At 66.1% G+C, this 20,417-nt stretch carries 16 protein-coding genes and 1 pseudogene; 7 read left to right on the top strand and 10 right to left on the bottom strand.

Annotated features, from left to right (window positions below; translation table 11 throughout):
* Positions 1-2: 2 nt before the first annotated feature.
* From J7I92_RS00350 to J7I92_RS00340, 3 genes are all read right to left on the bottom strand, one after another.
* On the bottom strand, positions 3-197 hold the full coding sequence (locus J7I92_RS00350) for a hypothetical protein (RefSeq protein ID WP_214835784.1): 195 nt from the start codon (positions 195-197) through the stop codon (positions 3-5).
* A gap of 214 nt (positions 198-411) precedes the next feature.
* On the bottom strand, positions 412-1,260 hold the full coding sequence (locus tag J7I92_RS00345) for a PhzF family phenazine biosynthesis protein (RefSeq protein WP_214835781.1): 849 nt from the start codon (positions 1,258-1,260) through the stop codon (positions 412-414).
* A gap of 198 nt (positions 1,261-1,458) precedes the next feature.
* Positions 1,459-2,127 (bottom strand): alpha/beta fold hydrolase, encoded by a 669-nt coding sequence (locus J7I92_RS00340; RefSeq protein WP_214835778.1) that lies wholly within the window; start codon positions 2,125-2,127, stop codon positions 1,459-1,461.
* Between the two features lie 188 nt (positions 2,128-2,315).
* On the opposite strand from J7I92_RS00340, the gene J7I92_RS00335 reads away from it, so the two are divergent.
* From J7I92_RS00335 to metH, 4 genes are all read left to right on the top strand, one after another.
* Entirely contained in the window at positions 2,316-4,064 is a 1,749-nt protein-coding gene (locus tag J7I92_RS00335) for an ABC transporter ATP-binding protein (protein ID WP_214835776.1), read from the top strand.
* Positions 4,061-6,067: an ABC transporter ATP-binding protein gene (locus J7I92_RS00330; RefSeq protein WP_285290041.1), complete on the top strand. Its 2,007-nt coding sequence runs from the start codon at positions 4,061-4,063 to the stop codon at positions 6,065-6,067. The genes J7I92_RS00335 and J7I92_RS00330 overlap by 4 nt, the downstream gene beginning before the upstream one ends.
* A 145-nt stretch (positions 6,068-6,212) precedes the next feature.
* On the top strand, positions 6,213-6,518 hold the full coding sequence (locus J7I92_RS00325) for a hypothetical protein (protein ID WP_214835774.1): 306 nt from the start codon (positions 6,213-6,215) through the stop codon (positions 6,516-6,518).
* A 145-nt stretch (positions 6,519-6,663) separates the two neighbouring features.
* Positions 6,664-10,314 (top strand): methionine synthase, encoded by a 3,651-nt coding sequence (gene metH / locus J7I92_RS00320; protein WP_214835772.1) that lies wholly within the window; start codon positions 6,664-6,666, stop codon positions 10,312-10,314.
* On the opposite strand, the gene J7I92_RS00315 is transcribed toward metH, so the two are convergent.
* From J7I92_RS00315 to J7I92_RS00300, 4 genes are all read right to left on the bottom strand, one after another.
* Positions 10,304-13,198: an ATP-binding cassette domain-containing protein gene (locus J7I92_RS00315; RefSeq protein ID WP_214835770.1), complete on the bottom strand. Its 2,895-nt coding sequence runs from the start codon at positions 13,196-13,198 to the stop codon at positions 10,304-10,306. The genes metH and J7I92_RS00315 overlap by 11 nt on opposite strands.
* Positions 13,195-13,752 (bottom strand): hypothetical protein, encoded by a 558-nt coding sequence (locus J7I92_RS00310; RefSeq protein WP_214835768.1) that lies wholly within the window; start codon positions 13,750-13,752, stop codon positions 13,195-13,197. The genes J7I92_RS00315 and J7I92_RS00310 overlap by 4 nt, the downstream gene beginning before the upstream one ends.
* Positions 13,753-14,006: 254 nt before the next feature.
* The gene (locus J7I92_RS00305) at positions 14,007-14,480 is read right to left on the bottom strand and encodes a GNAT family N-acetyltransferase (protein WP_214835766.1); all 474 of its coding nucleotides are present in this window, start codon (positions 14,478-14,480) and stop codon (positions 14,007-14,009) included.
* A 93-nt stretch (positions 14,481-14,573) separates the two neighbouring features.
* Positions 14,574-15,173 (bottom strand): TetR/AcrR family transcriptional regulator, encoded by a 600-nt coding sequence (locus tag J7I92_RS00300; RefSeq protein ID WP_214835763.1) that lies wholly within the window; start codon positions 15,171-15,173, stop codon positions 14,574-14,576.
* A gap of 83 nt (positions 15,174-15,256) precedes the next feature.
* Between J7I92_RS00300 and J7I92_RS00295 the strand changes: the two are divergent.
* A pseudogene (locus J7I92_RS00295) lies at positions 15,257-16,036 on the top strand (SDR family NAD(P)-dependent oxidoreductase).
* Positions 16,037-16,137: 101 nt separating this feature from the next.
* Here the strand turns inward: J7I92_RS00295 and J7I92_RS00290 are convergent.
* Positions 16,138-17,061, bottom strand: coding sequence for a LysR family transcriptional regulator (locus J7I92_RS00290; protein WP_214835760.1), 924 nt, complete (start codon positions 17,059-17,061; stop codon positions 16,138-16,140).
* Positions 17,062-17,272: 211 nt separating this feature from the next.
* Between J7I92_RS00290 and J7I92_RS00285 the strand changes: the two genes are divergently transcribed.
* Entirely contained in the window at positions 17,273-17,617 is a 345-nt protein-coding gene (locus tag J7I92_RS00285; protein ID WP_214835756.1) for a YgjV family protein, read from the top strand.
* A gap of 210 nt (positions 17,618-17,827) precedes the next feature.
* Here J7I92_RS00285 and J7I92_RS00280 read toward each other — a convergent pair whose 3' ends face one another.
* Complete coding sequence (locus tag J7I92_RS00280) at positions 17,828-18,919, bottom strand: type I restriction endonuclease (protein ID WP_214835753.1); 1,092 nt, start codon at positions 18,917-18,919, stop codon at positions 17,828-17,830.
* Positions 18,920-18,989: 70 nt separating this feature from the next.
* Entirely contained in the window at positions 18,990-19,229 is a 240-nt protein-coding gene (locus J7I92_RS24155; RefSeq protein WP_311379971.1) for an IclR family transcriptional regulator C-terminal domain-containing protein, read from the bottom strand.
* Positions 19,230-19,544: 315 nt separating this feature from the next.
* Between J7I92_RS24155 and J7I92_RS00270 the strand changes: the two genes are divergently transcribed.
* The gene (locus J7I92_RS00270) at positions 19,545-20,372 is read left to right on the top strand and encodes a GPP34 family phosphoprotein (protein WP_214835747.1); all 828 of its coding nucleotides are present in this window, start codon (positions 19,545-19,547) and stop codon (positions 20,370-20,372) included.
* The last annotated feature ends 45 nt before the right edge of the window (positions 20,373-20,417 follow it).

The following is a 20,417-nucleotide window of genomic DNA, read 5'->3' as shown; positions in this document are numbered from 1 at the left end:
TGCTAGAGGAGGACGTTCACCAAGGTGATAAAGCCGGCGACGGCGGCGAGCACCCACAGCAGGCGCCGCCGTCGTGCCCGGTCCACATGATCCCGGAGTGAATTGAAGCGGTGCTGAAGTTCGGCCGGATCGGTCTGCGGGGCCGGATTCCGGTGCCATGTTCGCGGCACCCGGGCCGCGGACGCAATCCTGTGCACATGGTCTGGGGTGAGCGCCGGACGCAGACTTGCAGCCAGCGCAGCAGTTGGCGGTCCGCCAGCACCTTGGCGCCGTTTACTTTGCCTGCCCGATTCCGTAGAGGCGTTCGCAACGCGGGCCGTCCGTGCAGCATGGGCGCCGTAGACGAAAAGCTGTGGAGCGCCAGCCCTGGGCAGACGTGCTCTGCGGAGAGTGGTCAGCTGGCGCACGACCTCACAGCGAAACGCGGCCGCTCACCACTGTGCGGCTAACCCCGCCAAGCCAGATGTTTTCACCCTCGACGGTGACGGCCACCAGGCCGCCGCGTCCCAGGACGGTGCCTTGTTGGACAGTGTAATTGCCGTCCACCACGCCTTCGCTGATCAGCCACTGTGCCAGCCCGGCGTTGAGGCTGCCGGTTACGGGATCTTCGGGAACGCTGAACCCGGGCACGAACGCCCGGACCTCAAAGTCCGCCGGTCCTCCCTCCGGGTAGCTTCCGATCACGCCAACGCAGAGCTGATCCATAAGGGCGAAGTCGGGCTGCAGGTTCAGCACTGCCTGTGCCGATTGCAGCCGGATTCCCAGCCAGCCCGGGCCGTTGTCCACCCAGTTGCTGCCAAGGACCTGGCCGGCGTCGATGCCGAGGCTGGCGAGGGCCTGTTCCAGCACCGCCGGTTCAACCGGGCCGGAGCGGACGAGGGGCGGTGCCGCGAAGGCAAGATCGGTATCGGCACGGCGGATTTTCACCAGCCCTGCCGCGCATTCCTGGACCAGCTCTCCGTCAAGGCGGGGCTGGCCGCCCTTGTCCAGCCAGGCGTGGGCAGAGCCCAGCGTGGGATGCCCGGCAAACGGCAGTTCGGACGCCGGGGTAAAAATCCTCAGCTTGTAGTCCGCTTCCGGGTGCGTTGGCTTCTGCAGGAAGGTGGTCTCCGACAGGTTGGTCCAGTTCGCGAAGCTCTGCATCTGTTCGGTGGTCAGGCCGTCCGCTTCATGGACGACGGCGACCGGGTTCCCGGCCTTGGGGCCGGGGGCGAAGACGTCTACCTGGGAGAAGGGATATTCGTTCACAACCGTGGGCATGCTGGTCCTTCTTGGGATTGCGGGCAACTCCGGCGGGAGTCCATACCCGTCCACGGTAGGTGGCCGCGACGTGCGCGCACCATAGCCAATTCCGGAAAGTGGCCTTGTTCAGCCTTCGCCGACGATCCCGTCCCAGGACGACTTTGGCCTGCGCGTACCGTCCGTGGTCGGGGGTGCCGTGGACAGGCGGCCGTACGTTCAACGGCGCAGCAGGTAATTGGCCACGCCATCGGGGTTTGCCAGTGCGAGGAGATGGCCGCCGGGCACCACATCAGGCTCGATACCGAGGCGTTCGAGGGCGACCCGTCGCTGGAAGCCCATTGGAAAGAACCGGTCTGCCTCTCCGGTGAGTACGCGGGTTGGGATTTTGGGCCACTCCGTGAAGTCGCACACTGACTCGAAGACAGTGTCTGCTTCGGGTCGTTGATGAGGCTCCCCTTCAGCGGCCACCTCCGGCGGAATGTCATGCAGGAAGTAGGTGTCTGCGTCGAAGTCGGGGCTGTAGCCGTGGGCCGTCGCCGCGGCCTGCTGCGCGGCAGCCCAGCCGGTGTTGCCCCACCAAGCACCGGGAGTCTCACCCGGTACAGGGATCATCGCATTCACCAGCACAAGCTCTCGGACGGAAGCCCTTTGGCAAACGAGCGGGGCCGTGAAACCACCCAGCGACTGCGCGACGAGCACCACATCCTGGAACTCACCGACGGCATCGAGGACCAGGCGCGTGTACTCCGGCAGACCTGCGCTTTCGTCGTGGCCGGGCAAATCGACCGCGACGGCTTCGTGACCGGCACCCTGAAGCAGAGGGACGACGTGGCTCCAGTACCAGGCTGCGCCGCCCGCTCCCGGTATCAGAACGAACCTACTCACTGAAGTGCCACCGTGTTTCTCATCTCCCCATTTTCACTCCTACCGCTCGCGTGCACCTCGAGTAGCAGGCCCGCCCGCTTCGCCCTGAGAGGAACCCGGTCCGCCCTAAGCTTCCAGACGTACACTGGCCTTCGAATCTGTTTGCGCGGGTGATTTCCCGGAACCCCGCGGCGTGATGTGGAGTCCGGATGCTCTGGAAACTGCTCGTTGAATACCTGCGGCCGCAGCGGCGGCTGCTGATCGCCGTCGTGATTTTCCAGCTGGCGCAGTCCATCGCGTCGCTGTACCTGCCCACCCTCAATGCGGACATCATCGATGAGGGCGTGGCCAAGGGGGATACCGGCTACATCCTGCGGCTGGGCAGCGTCATGCTGGTCATCACCCTGCTGCAGATCGCCTGCGCGGTGGTTGCCGTGTACTTCGGGGCGAAGGCGGCCATGGCCCTGGGCCGGGACCTGCGCGGAGCCGTCTTCACCCGGGTGGGGGAGTTCTCTGAGCAGGAGGTCACCCGGTTCGGGGCGCCGAGCCTCATCACCCGCTCCACCAACGACGTCCAGCAGGTCCAGCAGCTGGTGCTGATGTCCGCCACGCTGATGGTGGCCGCGCCCATGCTCAGCATCGGCGGCGTGATCATGGCCATCCGGCAGGACGTGCAGCTGTCCTGGCTGATAGCCGTCAGCGTGCCGGCGCTGCTGATCGCCGTCGGGCTCATCGTCACCCGGATGGTGCCCCTGTTCCGCAAGATGCAGGTCCGGATCGACACCGTGAACCGCGTCCTCCGCGAGCAGCTCACCGGCATCCGGGTGGTGCGGGCGTTCGTGCGGGAGGACATCGAAACGGCCCGGTTCGGACGGGCCAACGAGGACGTCACGGACACGGCGCTGCGGGCCGGCCGGCTCATGGCGCTCGCGTTCCCCGTGGTGATGCTGGTGCTGAACGTCTCCAGCGTGGCGGTGATCTGGTTCGGCTCGTTCCGGATCGAGGACGGTTCCATGCAGGTGGGCACGCTGATCGCCTTCCTCAGCTACCTGATGCAGATCCTGATGTCCGTCATGATGGCCACGTTCATGGCCGTGATGATCCCGCGTGCCGCGGTCTCGGCGGACCGGATCGGGCAGGTGCTGAACACGGAGTCGAGCGTGCGGCCGCCGGAGCGTCCGGTCGCCGCCGGTACCGGCCGGGGAGGGGCGGGCAGCGGCGAGCTGGAGATACACGACGTCGGATTCGCCTACCCGGGTGCCGAGCAGCCCGTGCTCAGCAACGTCAGTTTCACTGCCCGGTCGGGGCAGACGACCGCAATCATCGGCAGCACCGGGTCCGGCAAGACCACGCTGGTGAACCTGCTGCCGCGGCTTTTCGACGCCACCAGCGGCTCAGTGAAGTTCGACGGCGTGGACGTCCGCGAGCTGCACCCGGACCAGCTCTGGGGTCATATCGGGCTGGTGCCGCAGCGGCCGTACCTGTTCTCCGGCACGGTGCGCAGCAACCTGCTGTACGGCAAGCCGGACGCCTCCGAGGACGAGCTGTGGCGGGCGCTGGCCACGGCGCAGGCACAGGACTTCGTCCGGGAGATGGAGGGCGGGCTGGACGCACCGATTTCGCAGGGCGGCACCAACGTCTCCGGCGGGCAGCGGCAGCGGATCGCGATTGCCCGGGCGCTGGTGAAACGGCCCGAGCTCTACATTTTCGACGACTCGTTCTCCTCGCTGGACACCGCGACGGATGCCCGGCTGCGCAGGGCCCTGCGGCATGACACCTCGGGGGCCACCCTGGTGATCATCGCCCAGCGCGTGTCCAGCATCGCCGACGCGGACCAGATCCTGGTGCTCGACGACGGCAGGATCATTGGGCAGGGCACGCACGACGAGTTGCTGGAGACGTCCGAGACGTACAGGGAGATCGTGTCCTCGCAGCTGGCAGCGGAGGAGGCGGTATGAGCGGGCGCAGCACCCCCACCCGAACGGGACCGGTCCCGGAAACCGGGACCACCGCCGTCGGGCGCCCGCCGCGTCCGCCGATGGGGCCCGGCCGCGGAGGGCCGTTCGCGGGGATGAACATCCCCGCCGAAAAGGCGCTGAACTTCTGGCCGTCAGCCAGGCGGCTGCTGGGCCAGCTCCGGCCGGAGCGGTTGTGGCTGGTGCTGGTGATTGCGCTGAGCGTCGCCGGGGTGACGTTGTCGGTGATCGGGCCGCGGCTACTGGGCGAGGGCACCAACATCATCTTCGCCGGCGTCGTATCCAAGCAGCTTCCGGCCGGGATGAGCAAGGCCCAGCTGATCGCGCAGCTGCGGGCCGCGGGGGAGAACCAGAAGGCGGACATGCTCAGTGCCATGGCGCTGACGCCCGGAACGGGGATCGACTTCACGGCGCTGGCCAGCGTGCTGCTGTGGGCGCTCGCGTTGTATGTATTGGCTTCGGCGTTCATGTGGGTGCAGGCGTACGTACTCAATGGGGTGGTGCAGCGGACCGTGTACCGGCTGCGGGAGCGGATCGAGGCGAAGATCCACCGGCTGCCGCTGCGGTATTTCGATTCGATCCAGCGCGGTGAGCTGCTCAGCCGCGTGACCAACGACGTCGACAACATCTCGCAGAGCCTGCAGCAGTCCATCAGCCAGGCGGTCACGTCGCTGCTGACCGTGCTGGGTGTGCTGCTGATGATGTTCCTGCTCTCGCCCACGCTGGCGCTGATTGCGCTGGTGACGATTCCACTCACGCTGGTGACGACGGCGATGATCGCCAAGCGCTCGCAGAAGCTGTTCGTGGCGCAGTGGAAGCACACCGGCGAACTGAACGGGCAGATCGAGGAGACCTACACCGGGCATGCGCTGGTGAAGGTGTTCGGACGGCAGCAGGAGGTGGGGGAGCGGTTCCGGCAGAAGAACGCGGAGTTATACCAGGCGAGCTTCGGAGCGCAGTTCATCTCCGGACTGATCATGCCGGCCATGACGTTCATCGGGAACCTGGTGTACGTGGGCATCGCCGTGGTGGGCGGCCTGCAGGTGGCTTCCGGGGCGATGCAGCTAGGCGATGTGCAGGCGTTCATCCAGTACTCGCGGCAGTTCACCCAGCCGCTGGCCCAGCTGGGGTCCATGGCCAACCTGCTGCAGTCCGGGGTGGCGTCGGCAGAGCGGGTGTTCGAGCTCCTGGATGAGGAGGAGCAGTCGGCCGAGGCTGCGGGCTCTGCTCCTGTTGGTGGGCGGGGCCGTCTGGTGTTCGAGAACGTCTCGTTCTCGTATTCGCCGGACAAGCCGTTGATTTCGGACCTGAGCCTGGTGGCGGAGCCGGGGCAGACGGTGGCGATTGTCGGGCCCACGGGGGCCGGGAAGACGACGCTGGTGAACCTGATGATGCGGTTTTACGAGCTTGATGCGGGGCGGATAACGCTCGACGGCGTGGACGTCACCACGATGACGCGCAACGAGCTGCGCTCACGGATGGGGATGGTGCTGCAGGATACGTGGCTGTTCGGCGGGACCATCCGGGACAACATCGCATACGGGCGTCCCTCGGCGACGGAGGAGGAGATCCTGGTGGCGGCGCAGGCGACGTACGTGGACCGGTTCGTGCACTCTCTGCCGGAAGGGTACGACACCGTGCTGGAGGACGAGGGCTCCAACGTCTCCGCGGGCGAGAAGCAGCTGCTGACGATTGCCCGGGCGTTCCTGGCCCGGCCTTCCGTGCTGATCCTGGACGAGGCGACGAGCTCGGTGGACACCCGCACCGAGGTGCTGGTGCAGAAGGCGATGAGCGCGCTGCGGTCCGACCGGACGAGCTTCGTGATCGCCCACCGCCTGTCCACGATCCGCGACGCCGACCTCATCCTGGTGATGGAGGCCGGCCAGATCGTGGAACAGGGGACGCACGCTTCGTTGTTGGCTGCCGGCGGGGCTTACGCGCGGCTGTATGAGGCGCAGTTCGCGGCTCCTGTGGCGGAAGTTTAACCGGCGGCTGGTCGGCGCTGTAGGGGCGCGGATACACACGCAAAGAGGGCAGCGCAGCACCGGTAGGCCCGGCCCTCCGGCCCTACCGGGATGACGCTGGAAGGCCTATCTTTGACCTGACACAGCCCGAGCGAGAGGAAAGACGATGTTCACCTTGCAGATCAGCTATCCAGTCCGGGACTACGAGGCTTTCAAGAAAGTATTCGACAGCGATCCTGCCGGCCGCGCTGCCTCCGGCGCCAGGTCTGTCCGCCTGTTCCGGGATGCAGATGACCAGAACAGCGTGGCCGTGCTCCTTGACTTTGACACCAGGGATGCTGCGAACGGCTTTCTGGAACGGCTCCGCAGCGATGTGTGGGACAAACCGGAGGTGATAGGGCAGCTGATGACGGCAGCGCCGGCAGCCAGGATTCTGGAGGAGACGGCCCGCGAGGGCCAGGGCGCGGGCTGACCGCTGAGAATCCGGTGGTCCCCGCCGGATGGGTTGGCCCCAAATTCAAGCCCACGTCCCCACACGGCGGCTGGTCCGCACCACCCGGCGGCGTAGCACATGGAAACACGGCGCAATGTGTCGGGCCTCGCCGTAGTCTTTCTATATGCCTCGTTTTGCGCTCGACGTCGACCCCGTCCCCCGTCCCGTTCGCTCCCAGTCGCTTCTGGATGCAGTGAACCATCGGGTCGTCATTGCCGATGGGGCGATGGGCACCATGCTGCAGGACCGGGAACTGTCGCTCGAGACCGATTTCCAGGGGCTGGAAGGCTGCAACGAGATCCTCAATGATACGCGTCCGGATGTCATCGGAGACATTCACGATGCGTACTTCGCCGTGGGAATCGACGCCGTCGAAACCAACACCTTCGGGGCCAACTGGTCAAACCTCTCCGACTACGGCATCGACGGCCGCATTGAAGAGCTCGCCCGGAAGGGGGCAGCGATCGCCCGCGAGCGTGCGGAGGCTGCGGAAGCCGTAGACGGACGGATGCGGTGGGTCCTGGGCTCGATGGGGCCGGGCACCAAGCTCCCCAGCCTCGGGCACACCAGCTACGACTACCTCAAACAGACCTTCGCCTTGCAGGCCGAGGGCCTCATCGACGGGGGAGCGGATGCATTCCTCATCGAGACGAGCCAGGATCTCCTGCAGACCAAAGCCGCGGTCAACGGCTGCAAGCAGGCGATCGTGGCCCGCGGCGTCCGGCTCCCGATCTTCGTCGAGGTGACCGTCGAGACCACCGGAACCATGCTGATGGGATCCGAGATCGGCGCGGCGCTCACCGCGCTCGAGCCGCTCGGCGTCGACGCCATCGGCCTGAACTGTGCCACCGGGCCGGATGAGATGAGCGAGCACCTGCGCCACCTGTCCAAGCAGTCCTCCGTGGCGATCGCCTGCATGCCCAATGCAGGCCTGCCGGTCCTCACCGCCGACGGCGCCCATTATCCGCTGTCGCCCACCGAACTCGCCACCTCGCACGAGCAGTTCGTGCGGGAATTTGGCCTGGGCCTCGTGGGCGGATGTTGCGGTACGACGCCCGAGCACATGGCCGCCGTCGTCGAACGCCTTGAACCCTTCCGCAGCAGCGCCGCCGTCACCAGCGGCGGGCGTGGAACAGACGGCGGCCGCGTTCCCACCGAACGGGAAGCCGGCATCGCCTCCCTCTACCAGCACGTGAATTTCGACCAGGAATCCTCGTACCTCGCCATCGGTGAGCGCACCAACGCGAACGGCTCGAAGGCGTTCCGCCAGGCGATGCTCGAAGAACGCTGGGATGATTGCGTCGATATTGCCCGGGAGCAGATCCGCGTCGGCGCGCACCTGCTCGATGTGTGCATCGACTATGTGGGGCGCGACGGCGTGGCCGACATCAAGGAAGTCGTCTCACGTTTCGCTTCGGCCTCCACGCTCCCGCTCGTCATCGACTCCACCGAACCGCCCGTGCTGCAAGCCGGGCTCGAACACATCGGCGGGCGCCCGGTCATCAACTCCGTCAACTATGAGGACGGCGACGGCCCGGACAGCCGCTTCGCGCGCATCATGCCGCTCGTGAAGGAACACGGCACCGCCGTCATCGCCCTGACCATCGACGAGCAAGGCCAGGCACGCACCACCGATGGCAAGGTGGCCATCGCCTCGCGCCTCGTCGACGCTTTGGTCGGTGAGTGGGGCATGCGTGTAGAAGACATCATCGTGGACTGCCTGACCTTCCCCATCGCCACCGGCCAGGAAGAGACCCGCCGGGACGGCATCGAAACTATCGAGGCCATCCGCCAGATCACCACAAAGTATCCCGGCATCCACACCACGCTCGGCGTCTCCAACGTGTCCTTTGGCCTGAACCCGGCAGCGCGCATCGCACTGAACTCGGTGTTCCTGCACGAGGCCGTGCAGGCAGGCCTGTCCAGCGGCATCATCGACGCCGCCAAGATCGTGCCGCTCGCGTCACTGCCGGAGGAGCAGCGCCAGGTGGCGCTGGACCTCGTCTGGGACCGCCGCGAGTACGACGCCGACGGCAATGTCACGTACGACCCGCTGGCGAGCATGCTGGACATGTTCGCCGGCGTCGACACCGCGGCGCTGCGCGACCAGCGCGCGGCGGAACTCGCGGCGCTGCCCACCGGGGAACGCCTGCAGCGGCGCATCATCGACGGCGAGGGCAAGGGCCTCGAAGAGGACCTCGACCTTGCCCGCAGCGAAGGCATGACCCCGCTCGGCATCATCAACGACTATCTGCTCGAGGGCATGAAGGTTGTGGGCGAGCGCTTCGGCGCCGGCGAAATGCAGCTGCCGTTCGTGCTGCAGTCCGCCGAGGTGATGAAAAACGCCGTCGCGCTGCTCGAGCCGCACATGGAGAAGTCGGATGCTTCGGGCAAGGGCACCATGGTGATCGCCACCGTGCGCGGCGATGTTCACGACATCGGCAAGAACCTGGTGGACATCATCCTCACCAACAACGGATACAAGGTGATCAACCTCGGCATCAAGCAGCCGATCGCCGACATCATCGCCGCGGCGGAGGAACACGACGCAGACGTGATCGGCATGTCGGGGCTGCTTGTGAAGTCCACCGTCGTGATGAAGGAGAACCTTGCGGAGCTGCAGTCCCGGGGCCTTGGGAAGAAGTGGCCGGTGATCCTCGGTGGCGCAGCCCTGACCCGCGCCTACGTCGAGCAGGACCTGGCGGGCCAGTTCGACGGCGAGGTCCGGTACGCGAAGGACGCCTTCGAGGGCCTTTCGCTGATGGAGCCGCTGGTGCGCATTGCGCGCGGCGAGGCGCCGGACGCGGTCGGACTCCCCGCTTTGAAGAAGCGCCTCCACCGGACGGGTGCGAAGGTCACGTTGACCGAGCCGGAGGCCATGCCTGGCCGTTCCGACGTCGCCGCCGACAATCACGTGCCTTCGCCGCCGTTCTGGGGCACGCGTATCGTGCGCGGCGTGGCACTCCACGACTTCGCGGCTTTCCTCGATGAGCGCGCCACCTTCATGGGGCAGTGGGGGCTCAAGCCCGGCCGCGGCGAGGACGGCGCCTCCTATGAGGAACTGGTGGAACGCGAGGGCCGGCCGCGCCTGCGGTACTGGATGGACCGCATCCTCGGCGAGGGAATGCTCGACGCGTCCGTCGCGTATGGCTATTTCCCGGTGGTCTCCGAGGGGGAACAGGTGGTGGTGCTGCACCACGGAGAGGATCGCGACGGCGTCCTCGGCACCGCGGGACTTCTCGCGCCCGACGGCGGATCAGGCGGTCCGCTCGGCACCGAGCGGCTGCGTTTCGACTTCCCGCGCCAGCGCCGCGACCGGCACCTGTGCCTCGCCGACTTCGTGCGCTCGCGCGAGTTGGGGCAGGTGGACGTGCTGCCGGTGCAGCTGGTCACCGCCGGCGGCAATGTCGATGAGGTGACCGCGGAGCTGTTCAAGGGCAATCACTACCGTGATTACTACGAGCTCAACGGTTTGGTCATGCAGCTCACCGAGGCGCTTGCGGAGTTCTGGCATGCGCGCATCCGCTCGGAGCTGGGTTTCGCGGCCGAGGAGCCGAAGGACAAGGCTGGCCTGTTCAAGCTCGACTACCGCGGTGCGCGCTTCTCGCTCGGATACCCCGCGTGCCCGGACATGGAGGACCGCCGCAAGGTGGTGGAACTGCTGCACCCCGAGCGGATGGGCGTGATCCTGAGCGATGAGCTGATGTTGCACCCCGAACAGTCCACCGACGCGTTCGTGTTCCACCACCCGGAGGCGAAGTACTTCAAGGTGTGAGTTGACGCCGGTCCTTGGCCCGGCCGGATGGAGTTCGCGCGGCTTGACCGCCGGCGCTTCCGCCCGAGCTGGAGACCGGCTTGACCCGCCGCAGTGCAGCGAGAATGGCCCGACCCACCACGCTGATTCCTATGATCGTGGTGATGGCACGCACGGTGTCCCAGCCCGCCGTCGAAGTCACAAGCGAGTAGAGCAGGAAGCTGGAGAGATTGGTGGCCAGCGGCGCGCCGGCCACGTAGGAGATCCCGGTGCCGGCACCGACTGCAAAGGGCCAGAACCACAGATTGGTCAGCAGGCCGAACACGTAGGACGCCAGGATGCCGTAGCCGCACAGCATCCACAGTTCCGCTCTGCCCCGCACCCGGCGGGGGAGCAGGCCGGCCCCCGCGCCCACCCACGCACAGGCGAAGATCTGGAACGGTGTCCAGGGGCCGATCCCACCCCACAACGCGCTTGAGACGGCGATGGTGGTGGCGCCAAGGAGCAGGCCGAAACGGGCACCGAAGGCCCGGCCGGCCAGGATCAGCAGGATAAAGACTGCCTCTACGCCGCCGACGCCGGTGCTCGCCACCCGCACCGCCGAACCGACGGCGGCCAGGACGCCGAGCAACGCCACCGTGTGCGCGGAGCGGACCGAGCCGTCCAAGGACACCACGACGGCGACCGCGGCAAGGGGTGCAATAGCCAGCGCCGCGTAGGGGACGGCCGCGGCGGCATCCTCCGGGAGGGCGGCAGCGAGCAGCGGCCAGCAGAATGCACCGAGCGCCAGAAGGTTTGCCGCTGCGAGGATAGTGAGCTCGACAGCCCGTGGCATCCGGATACGGCGCTGTCTTCCCGCGGCTTTGGAGTCCGTCCGTTCGTCGATGACCGTTGGTTTTGGTCCGGCACCTGCTTGCCGGGGAGACAAGAGGGACGGTTCCGGCGCGTTGGCCACCACTGAGGAGGGGGCCACGCCGTTACGCATTGGGAGGATCCGGGCGCCGAGGCCGTGCGCAAAATCAAGGTCGTGTGTGGCGATCAGGACCGCCGCGCCAGCGTCCGCTGCTGCCCTCAGCGCCGCCGAAACTGCTGTGCGCGCCGCCGGATCAAGTCCGCGGGTCGGCTCATCGATGAGCAGTACCTGTGGGTCGTCCATGGTCTGCAGCGCAATGGCAAGGATTCTGCGCTCCCCCGCAGACAGGTCCCGGGGATGCTCGTGTCCAATGGGAATCCGAACGTCCCCCCGCAAACGGGCAAGGCGTGCTTCCGCGGGCGTTGGGGGAAGCTGGTCACTGCCCGGGCGGCGCCGGTTTGAGCGGCGGTCTGACTGGCGCCAAGCGCGCACCCTTCGTCGCTCGGCCGCGCGGAGCTCTGCTGCGACGGTATCCCTGGTGAAGAGGTCGTCCGAGGCATCCGGGACGAGGGCAACGCGGCCGCCGTCGACCGTACTTTCACCGAGTGTGCCTTCACCGAGGGCGAGCGCCACAAGGAGGGACGACTTCCCGGCACCGTTCGGCCCCACCAGGGCGACCACTTCGCCGCGGTGCAGGGTAAGGGATGCGTCGCGTACGAGCGGCTTGCCCTCGCGCTGCACCGCGACCTTTGTCGCGGTCAGCACGGGCACGTGCGCCGGCGCCTGCTCCGCAGGCTGCGCCGGCGCTGGAGGACGGGCCACAACAGGGGGCGAAGGCGCGGATGTCGCAACTCCCGGCACCAGGGCGCCGTCGTCGATGGTCCACCACGAGTCGGCAATCGGTACGAGCGGCTCCGCGCGGTGCTCCGCCACGATGACGCAGACACCCGCTTCGCGGGCGAGGGTGTTGAGCGCGGCGATGACGCGCCCGCGTGCTTCGGTGTCTAGGTCGGCCAGGGGCTCGTCAACCAGGAGAAGGGCCGGATGCTCCACCACCGCGGCGGCGATGGCCACGAGCGTTGCCTCACCCGCTGAGAGAGTGCTGAGATTCCGGTCCAGCAGCGCCGACACTCCGATGCGCTCCGCGACCTCCAGCACCCAGGCCTTGGCGTCACCGGATGCCACGCCGCGCAGCTCAAGTGCGAGGGAGATTTCGTCCCGTACGCGGGTGGTGGCGAATGCGGCGCGGGGATTCTGCAATACGACGCCGATGAGGCGTGCGGTATCGCGCGGCGGCGTGGTGGCACGGTCCGTTCCGGCGACGTGCAGCGTTCCGGTAATTTCTCCGCCGTCAACGTGGGAGAGGAGGCCCGCGATGCCCCGCAGGATGGTGGACTTCCCGGAGCCAGTCGGCCCGGTAATGACCGTGATTGACCCGCTGGACGGCGCGAACACGGCGACGTCCACCTGTGCGTCACCAATGCGGAACTGTGCGCCCCGGATGAGAACGGGTGCTTCACTGCGGCCGGGTTCGTGTGCTGCCCGGCTCCCAAAGCCCCGCAGCTCCAGGGCCGCGGCAACCCGGGCGGCGTGCTCGATGGTGCGCTCGAGCACGGGAACAAGGGCGCGGGGTCCGAAGCGTTCACCACGCAGTCGAAAAGCCAGGCGCACGGAGCTCACGGCGTCGGAAAGCGCCGGGAGCGCCGCCCAAGCCACCACAAGCGTCCGGGCAATGCCCTGCAGTGGGCCGCCGCGGGCCAGGTGCACGAAGCCGCGGGCCACATCCACCCAGGCATTGATGATGGCGAACGCGAGGATCATCCCGGCAATCGGCAGGGCGGAGAGGACCGCCTCCCACAGGCCAGGGGCCGTTACCGGGCCGAGGAGAACCACATGGGCGTACGGGGCGGGCAGCCGGACCGGCGGCAGGTTGAGCAGAACCGGTGCACCGGTGCCTGCTCCGTTGAAAAGGATGCGGTAAATGACCCGCGCCGCGATGAAGACGACGGCGAGAGCCGCCCCTGCACGTAACGGCGCGGGTCGGAAGGTCATGCCGCGGGTGCGGCCGGTTCGCCGTCGACCGTGAAGAGCAGTTCCAGGCTCTCTCCCGGGCTCACCTTCAAGGTGGCGAGGCCTTCCTGAGCGTATGCCCAGTCACCGGAGACCGGCTTAACCCAGAGCGCCCAGTAGGCGAAGGCAGCGGGCATCTTGCCGCATTCTTCCCGGTACGTGCCGCCCTTGTGGGCGATGTCGAAATCTGCGGCGGGCACACCGTTGACACGGCACACCAGTTCCTTGGGATATTCGGTAGTGCCCTCGGTTTTCACCTTTGCCTCATCGAGCACCTTGGAAGCGGAAGTCGGTGCGTCCACGGGCACGCAAACGGACGTATCAGCGGCAGCCTGCTTCAGTGCGCCCGAATCGACAATGACCTTCACACCGTCGCAGGGCCCGGAGGCGGCGGTGGATGAAGCCGTTGCCGGGGAAGCCGGTGCAGAGGTAGTTGGCTGGGTGGCGGCCGGCGTGGAACAGGCGGCGAGAGTAAACAGGAGACCTGCGGCGGCGAGGGAGCTCGCGGCGGCGGTGCGAATCTTAGTGAATGTCACCTGTCAAGGGTAGGGCGTTGCTTGTCCGGATACGCCTGCCGTCGCGTTGTGTGACGTTGGGCCTCCCATAGGTCCGAGGCAGCATGACCGGCTCCCGTCCCGCATCCAGGACCCCAACGCGGACAAGGACCTCAAGTTCGTCGCGTACGTGGGGGAGGTCCTCTTTACCAAGGGCAAGTGGACGACGGTGGGCACCCACCCGACGTCGTCCGCTTCCTTGCGCTCCGGGCTTGCGTGCCGGCCGGGACAATTGCTTAGAGGCGAAGTTCCATAAAAACGCTGTTTGGGTCCAGGACGTAATCGGCAAACGGCGGACACTCGGTGAAGCCGTTGCGGACGTAGAGGCGCCGCGCGGGAGCGAAGTAGTCCTCGGTTCCGGTCTCGAGATAGATGCGCTGGAGGTTTCGGGTCCGGGCGTCGTCGAGGATGTGGCGGAGCATGAGTGTAGCCACGCCCCGTCCCCGCGCCGTTGCTGTGGTGCGCATGGACTTTATCTCGCCGTTCCGGGCGGATTCCGGAGGGGAATCCAGGAGCTTGAGCGCGCCGCACCCCAGCAGATCGCCGTCCTCACGGGCCGTCCAGAATGTGATCGACGGTGCGGACAGCGCGGAGTGGTCCAGGGCGTGCACGCTTTCCGCCGGCGAGGTGGCGAACATGTCTGCCAAGTGTTCGTTCAGGAGTTGGTGGACATCGCCACGTGCCGGGCCGTCACTTTCAATGTGGATCATCACCTCAAATTTACCGGGTTGGCACTGCGGGCACCTCCCGCGAAAGACTTCCGTGACCCGGATGGAATCATCGTGGAACCTCACGCACCTGTGCTATGGCACCTGCAGCACGGCAGCAGCCGCCACGAGATAGGGTGCGGGGTCCGGGTCCGTCCCGGCCGCCCATTGCATCCAGGCCTCAAACGTCGCGCCCAGGTATGCGGCGCAAAGGTACCCGGCCACGTCCTCGCGGACGCCGGCCGAAACCAGATAGGCACGCGCCCGCTCCCGCTGCGGCGCCAGGGCCTCGTAACTCCGGCTGGCCAACTCCGGGTGTTCGGCAATCAGCCGCAGCCTGCCGCGCGTGACGGCGAGGTTAGGCAGAACGGCAACCCCCGCGACGGCCGCCTGCCGCAGCCCCGCCAGGATCTCGCCGCCGGCACCCCCGGCAGCACCAGCCGAATCCAGCATCCGCCCCGACGCCTCAACCACCGGTTCCATGCCGCCCCAAATGAGCTCGGCCTTGCTGGAGAAGTAGCGGTACAGGCTCTTGCGCCCGATCCCCGCCTCGCGGGCGATGTCCTCCATTGAGGTCTGCTCGTAGCCGCGCTCGGCGAAGAGCCGCAGTGCGATGGCGGCCACGGCGTCGGGATCAATCGTCACCGGCCGTCCGGTGGGGCGGGGAACAGCGGTCTTCACAGCATCCGAAGGCATCCCACCAGTATTCATCCTTACATAATGACACAGAGTGTCATAAGGTGGAACGCATCACCCTCAGCACCGTCTGGAAGGACATCATGGGCAACGAAGCTTCATGGCAGGAAGCCACCACCAACGGCCGATTCGCCGGCAAGACCGTCATCGTCACCGGCGCGGCCTCCGGCATCGGCTAGGCCACCGCCCTGCGCGTGGCCAAGGAAGGCGGCCGCGTCATCGCCGCCGACATCAGCAAGGAACGCCTGGACGACCTGGTGGCCGAGAACGCGGGACTGGACCTGGTCCCCGTGGCCGGCGACATCTCCACCGAAGAGACCGTGGCCGCCGTCGTCGCTGCCTCCGGCGGACGCGTCGACGCCCTGGCCAACGTCGCCGGCATCATGGACAACTTCGCCCCCATCCACGAAGTGGACGACGACCTCTGGGACCGCGTCTTCCGGATCAACGTCACCGCCCTCATGCGCCTCACCCGCGCCGTGGTGCCGCTGATGCTGGACGCCGGCACCGGCTCCGTGGTCAACGTCGCCTCGGAGGCCGGCCTGCGCGGTTCCGCCGCCGGCGCCGCCTACACCGCGTCCAAGCACGCGGTCGTCGGCCTCACCAAGAACTCCGCCGTGATGTACGGACCCAAGGGCCTGCGCTTCAACGCCGTGGCCCCAGGCCCCACCATCACCAACATCGTGGCCAACTGGGGATCCCAGCTCGCGGCCGAACGCCTCGGCCCGCTGATGCAGGCCACCGTCCCCACGCCCGCCACCGCGGCGCAGCTCGCCGCCTCTATCACCTTCCTGCTCAGCAACGACGGCACCAACGTCAACGGCGCCATCCTGGCGTCCGACGGCGGCTGGTCGGCACTGTAAAGCACCTCCCCGAACGGCAGAGGACGACGGCGGGACGTCCTGCCGTCGTCCGCTCACTTCTGCACGTGTCTGTTCAGCAGGACCATCCGGGACAAGGCCGCTCAGGATGTCGACCGCGTGTCGAACGCTGCAGCCGATTCCCGGAGGAGGCGGGCGACTGTGTCTACCGGCGTGCCGGTTGACCGCCGCCGGTCGAACCGCCACAGAACAATGCGTCGCGTGCCCAGTCCGGGGACGTCCAGCACGTCCACGCCGTCCTGGACCACGCCGCTCAACGCCAAGGTGGGTACGATCGCAGCACCTTCGCCCGCAGCGACGAGTGCCAGAGCGGTGAGCGTGTCCTGGTACTGATGCACTGTCTCCATCTGGGCACCCGTCGACTGGCGGAGCCGACCCAGCACCGAAGCGTTAGCGGCTGTGGACTCGACGCCGAGCCACGGAAACGGCAGACGGCCGAGGTCGACGTTCTCGGTGGAGAGCAGCGAACCGGCGGGAACGACCAGTTTCCAGGGCTCGTCCAGCAGGGGCTCTTCGGTCATTCCGGCGGAAAGTGAACGTTGCCCGGTCGTCGTCGAATCCAGCTCGACCACGACGGCGTCCAGCTGGCGCTGACGGAGCAGCCGCATCAGGGCAGGGAAGTCGTCCTCGACCATCCGGATCTGCAATTGCGGGTACCGGACGCGCCATTCGGGCAGACGCGGGATCACCACCGTCCGAACGAAGCTGGTGAATCCGCCCACCCGCACCACTCCGGCGACTTTGGCCCCGCCTGCGATTCGGGCCCGGGCGACGCTGAGTGCGCGTTCTATCTCCTCGCCAGCTTCTGCAACCGCCAGACCGGGGGGCGTCAATACTGAGCCTCTGGGCGTCCGCACCACCAAGGCGTGCCCTGTCTCGTCCTCCAGTTTGCTGAGCTGCTGCGATACGGCCGACGGCGTAATCCCCAGCTCGTCAGCCGCGGCGAGCACCCCGCCTGTGCGGGCAACCGCAAGAAGTACGCGAAGCCGGCGCGGGTCGATTTCCATATTCACTATTTCTAAACCATGTCTTCAGCGGAATGCAATTGATCTAAAGGTCTGTCTTCCTGATAATTGCTGTTGAGACTGGCTAAGCAGACGCTGGTGCAGCGATGCCTGGTCCATTCGGCAAGGGCCGCTTCCAAAACACACATTTATAGCCCACCATCTACACTCCGCCCGGCGGATGGCAGTCGGGCGTCACCTCTGAAAGGACATCATGGAACTGCTGTGGGAAATCTCCGGTTGGGCAGGCGCGGTTGCGATCCTGAGTGCGTACCTGGCTGTCTCCATGGGCTGGCTGAAGGCCGGCCGGGGCTTCCAGATCGCGAATCTCCTCGGTGCTTGTGCCTTCATCGTCAACGGCGCATTCCATGAAGCATGGCCGTCCGTGGTCACGAATATCGCGTGGTTCCTCATTTCCGCGGTCGCGCTTCTTCGCATGCGCTCCGCACAGGAGCCGCCAGCGGACGCTGTAGAGCCCCCGCAGGTGCAATTTCCTGGCGTCCCTGAAACCGGCCAACTCTCCATTGTTGAAGCGCCCCGGGCAGCTAGCTGCGCATAATCTGATGTAAGGCCGGTGTCGCAGACCTCCTACGGCGGCTGGTCGGCGACATAGGGGAGCAGCCACGAAAGCGGACGACGGCGGGGGAGTCCCGCCGTCGTCCGCTTTTCCGATCCCTGCGCCTAGTACTTCAGAGAATTGCCGGACTGTTTTCTAGGCCGTCGAGGCGGCGATGGCCTGAAAGCAGGTCGAGGTCAGGAATATCCGTGCTCACAGGTAGCTCTTTACACTCGCACGCAGGGCTTCTGTGTGCTCGTAGATCTCTTCCAGTGAGCCAATGGGCACTCGTGTCTCTTCCTTGTTTGCGTCGAATATTCCGATGTACTTCTGGGTGCGGTTGAAGTGCAGGCGCGCGATCGGCTTGCGGTTGTTGTCATCCAGCAGCACCGCGAAATAGGACTTGGCATCCCGCTGGACGACGCGGGCAGGCTTGACTTCGCTGCAGACAATGGCGCGCACGATCTGGTAGCCCTCAATTTCCTCCAGGGTTGTTTCCAAGCCGTCAGCCTCGGCCAGGTCCGCTTCGGCCACGGGCGCACTGGTGACACTGGCGGCGATGGTTACGTCTTCGTTTTGCGGGAAGCTCGGCGCAGCCAGCGCTTTCTTCAGCCGTTCGTTGACCTGGTCATTCAGGAACTGCTTGGATGCTTTGGTTACCAGCGCTGTGAACTGCTCGCGCACCTTCTGCGTATAGGGGCCCGGATAGACGCGGCCCGTCAAAAACTTGATCCACTCGTCCTCAGGTGCGTTGAATTGTGCCGCCAAGGTCCTCTTGAGTTCACCGATGTATTTCAGTTCACCTGCCGCGTTGATGATCGAGTCGAGATCGAAGACATCCTTTGACAGCTTTTGCAGTTCCGGAATGAGGGACTCGTCAATGTCGTTCAAATCAAGAACAAGGAACGGCTTGGCGTCCATCCGGTTCGGTGCATCGAGGTCCGTGAAGAACTGATACACCTCGCCGTTGGTAAGGATGGCGATCCTGGCATTGGTTACAGCAAAGTAGCGGAAAAGCTGGGATGCATGCTCGATCTTCACTGGTTCCGTGGACTTCTTGCACTCGATCAGGATCTGGACCTCGCCATCCTTGACGATGGCATAGTCGATCTTCTCGCCTTTCTTGAGCCCGACGTCGGCGATGAACTCTGGAACGACTTCCAGCGGGTTAAACACGTCATAGCCGAGAATTGTAGAAATGAACGGCATGACAAAGGCATTCTTTGTTGCCTCTTCAGTTTGGATCGCACCTCGCTGCTGGCGCACCTTTGCTGCCAGAGCTGAGAGTTTTTCTGCAAATTCCATGCGTCCCCCTAAGAATTGATGGTGCTGCTAACCGTAACGCAGGCCTACGTCAATCCAGGGCAGCCGGACCTCAGCCCCTAATCTCCTCTTTTTTGAATTCATCGGCCGTCTCCAGCAGTTGGCCGGTCAGGCGTTTTGCGTCGTGACGGGCGAAGCGGCCGATGGGCATGGCGATGCTAAGCGCGGCGTGTTGGCCATCGATGAGACCCAAGGACACGGCCATTGCGGCCACGCCGTCCTCGCTCTCTTCGAAGTTCATGCCGATCTTCTGCCTGCGCGTCTGGTCCAGTTGCTCAACCACGGGCTGCACATTGGCTGGGCAATGGTTTCCGGACGCATCGCCGGCCGCAACGTGGCCCAGGCCCCGAGCCGGCGCGATTTGACGGCCGTGACGGGTGTCGTCGTCGGCTGACAGTTGCCAGTCGCGGCGTCAGCCGCTTATCCGCGTGTCCACCGACGACGGCGGGAAGTCCCGCCGTCGTCCCCCTATCGGGGACCTTGATCAGAGGGTCTATGCGCCCACGTTGGCCGCGATGATCTTGCCGAGCAGACGAAGGCCGCCATGCGAAGCGCATGCTTGTAAATCCTCATTGTGGTGGCTGCCCGACTGCGCCACGATGTTCGTATGAACGCTGAAACACCGAAGGCGGCGGAGTTGAGCCTTCCCCAGGCTTTCCTCCTCCTGGCTACGAACGACAAAGACGGCAAACCTGAAGTGCCGGTGTACGCACTCAGGACCACCCTGGCAGGGGCAATACTGGCCGAGCTGGACCTGATCGGTGCCATCCGGCTGCGGGGGAAGCACGTCAGGGCTACAGGCAGCGCGCCGCCAACGGAGTTCCAGCACGAGTTGGAGCTCATCCGGCACAAATCACGGCCCCACACTCCCAAGCGGTGGGTCTCCATGCTGGAGGGCCGCGCCGAAGTGCAGCGTGTCTACGAGCGGATGGCATCGTTGGGCATTGTGGAAGAAGTCGGCGAAAAGCACCTGGGCCTGTTCCGGACCGTGCGGTACCTGGAGAAGGACCACGCTCCGGAGGCGGCGCTCCTGAAAAAGATCCAGGAGGCACTCGGCGGTGCGCCGTCCGATGCTGCGCCGTCGGATGCTGTGCCGTCCGACTCCAAAGCGCCCGACGCCGGGGCACCTGGTCCCGAGGCGAGCGGCGCCGGGGCGCTGGCGCCCGAAGCGGGGGCGTCTGAAGGCGGGGCGCCTGAAGGCGAGGCGCCCGGCGCCGGGACGCCTAAAGCCAGGGCGCAGGAGTCTAAGGCGCCCGAAACCAGGACCCTAGCCCTGATTGCCCTGCTTCAGGCCGCCGGGCTGTTCGGCAAGCTCTTCCCCGACGCAGATCGAAGCCGGGCAAGCGAGTTGGCGAAGGACTATTGGCCTTCCCGCGCAGTGGAGGACGAACTTCGTATGATCAGATTGGCGCAGGAAGAAGCCGCCACGTTGTGACGCGTAGCCCAGGAGGTGCTTAGCGGCTTTTATGCGCCCCCGCGG

This window comes from Arthrobacter sp. ISL-72 (assembly GCF_018613755.1).
Lineage (GTDB): Bacteria > Actinomycetota > Actinomycetes > Actinomycetales > Micrococcaceae > Arthrobacter.
The sequence above is the reverse complement of the archived record's forward strand: the minus strand, read 5'-3'. Positions and strand labels throughout refer to the sequence as shown.

What these genes read in the sequence shown, in the direction of transcription:
- J7I92_RS00345 (WP_214835781.1), bottom strand. Translation starts at nt 1,260, where the DNA reads ATGCCCACGGTTGTGAACGAATATCCCTTCTCCCAGGTAGACGTCTTC.
- J7I92_RS00335 (WP_214835776.1), top strand. Translation starts at nt 2,316, where the DNA reads ATGCTCTGGAAACTGCTCGTTGAATACCTGCGGCCGCAGCGGCGGCTG.
- J7I92_RS00330 (WP_285290041.1), top strand. Translation starts at nt 4,061, where the DNA reads ATGAGCGGGCGCAGCACCCCCACCCGAACGGGACCGGTCCCGGAAACC.
- J7I92_RS00325 (WP_214835774.1), top strand. Translation starts at nt 6,213, where the DNA reads ATGTTCACCTTGCAGATCAGCTATCCAGTCCGGGACTACGAGGCTTTC.
- metH (WP_214835772.1), top strand. Translation starts at nt 6,664, where the DNA reads ATGCCTCGTTTTGCGCTCGACGTCGACCCCGTCCCCCGTCCCGTTCGC.
- J7I92_RS00315 (WP_214835770.1), bottom strand. Translation starts at nt 13,198, where the DNA reads ATGACCTTCCGACCCGCGCCGTTACGTGCAGGGGCGGCTCTCGCCGTC.
- J7I92_RS00305 (WP_214835766.1), bottom strand. Translation starts at nt 14,480, where the DNA reads ATGATCCACATTGAAAGTGACGGCCCGGCACGTGGCGATGTCCACCAA.
- J7I92_RS00300 (WP_214835763.1), bottom strand. Translation starts at nt 15,173, where the DNA reads ATGCCTTCGGATGCTGTGAAGACCGCTGTTCCCCGCCCCACCGGACGG.
- J7I92_RS00290 (WP_214835760.1), bottom strand. Translation starts at nt 17,061, where the DNA reads ATGGAAATCGACCCGCGCCGGCTTCGCGTACTTCTTGCGGTTGCCCGC.
- J7I92_RS00285 (WP_214835756.1), top strand. Translation starts at nt 17,273, where the DNA reads ATGGAACTGCTGTGGGAAATCTCCGGTTGGGCAGGCGCGGTTGCGATC.
- J7I92_RS00280 (WP_214835753.1), bottom strand. Translation starts at nt 18,919, where the DNA reads ATGGAATTTGCAGAAAAACTCTCAGCTCTGGCAGCAAAGGTGCGCCAG.
- J7I92_RS00270 (WP_214835747.1), top strand. Translation starts at nt 19,545, where the DNA reads ATGAACGCTGAAACACCGAAGGCGGCGGAGTTGAGCCTTCCCCAGGCT.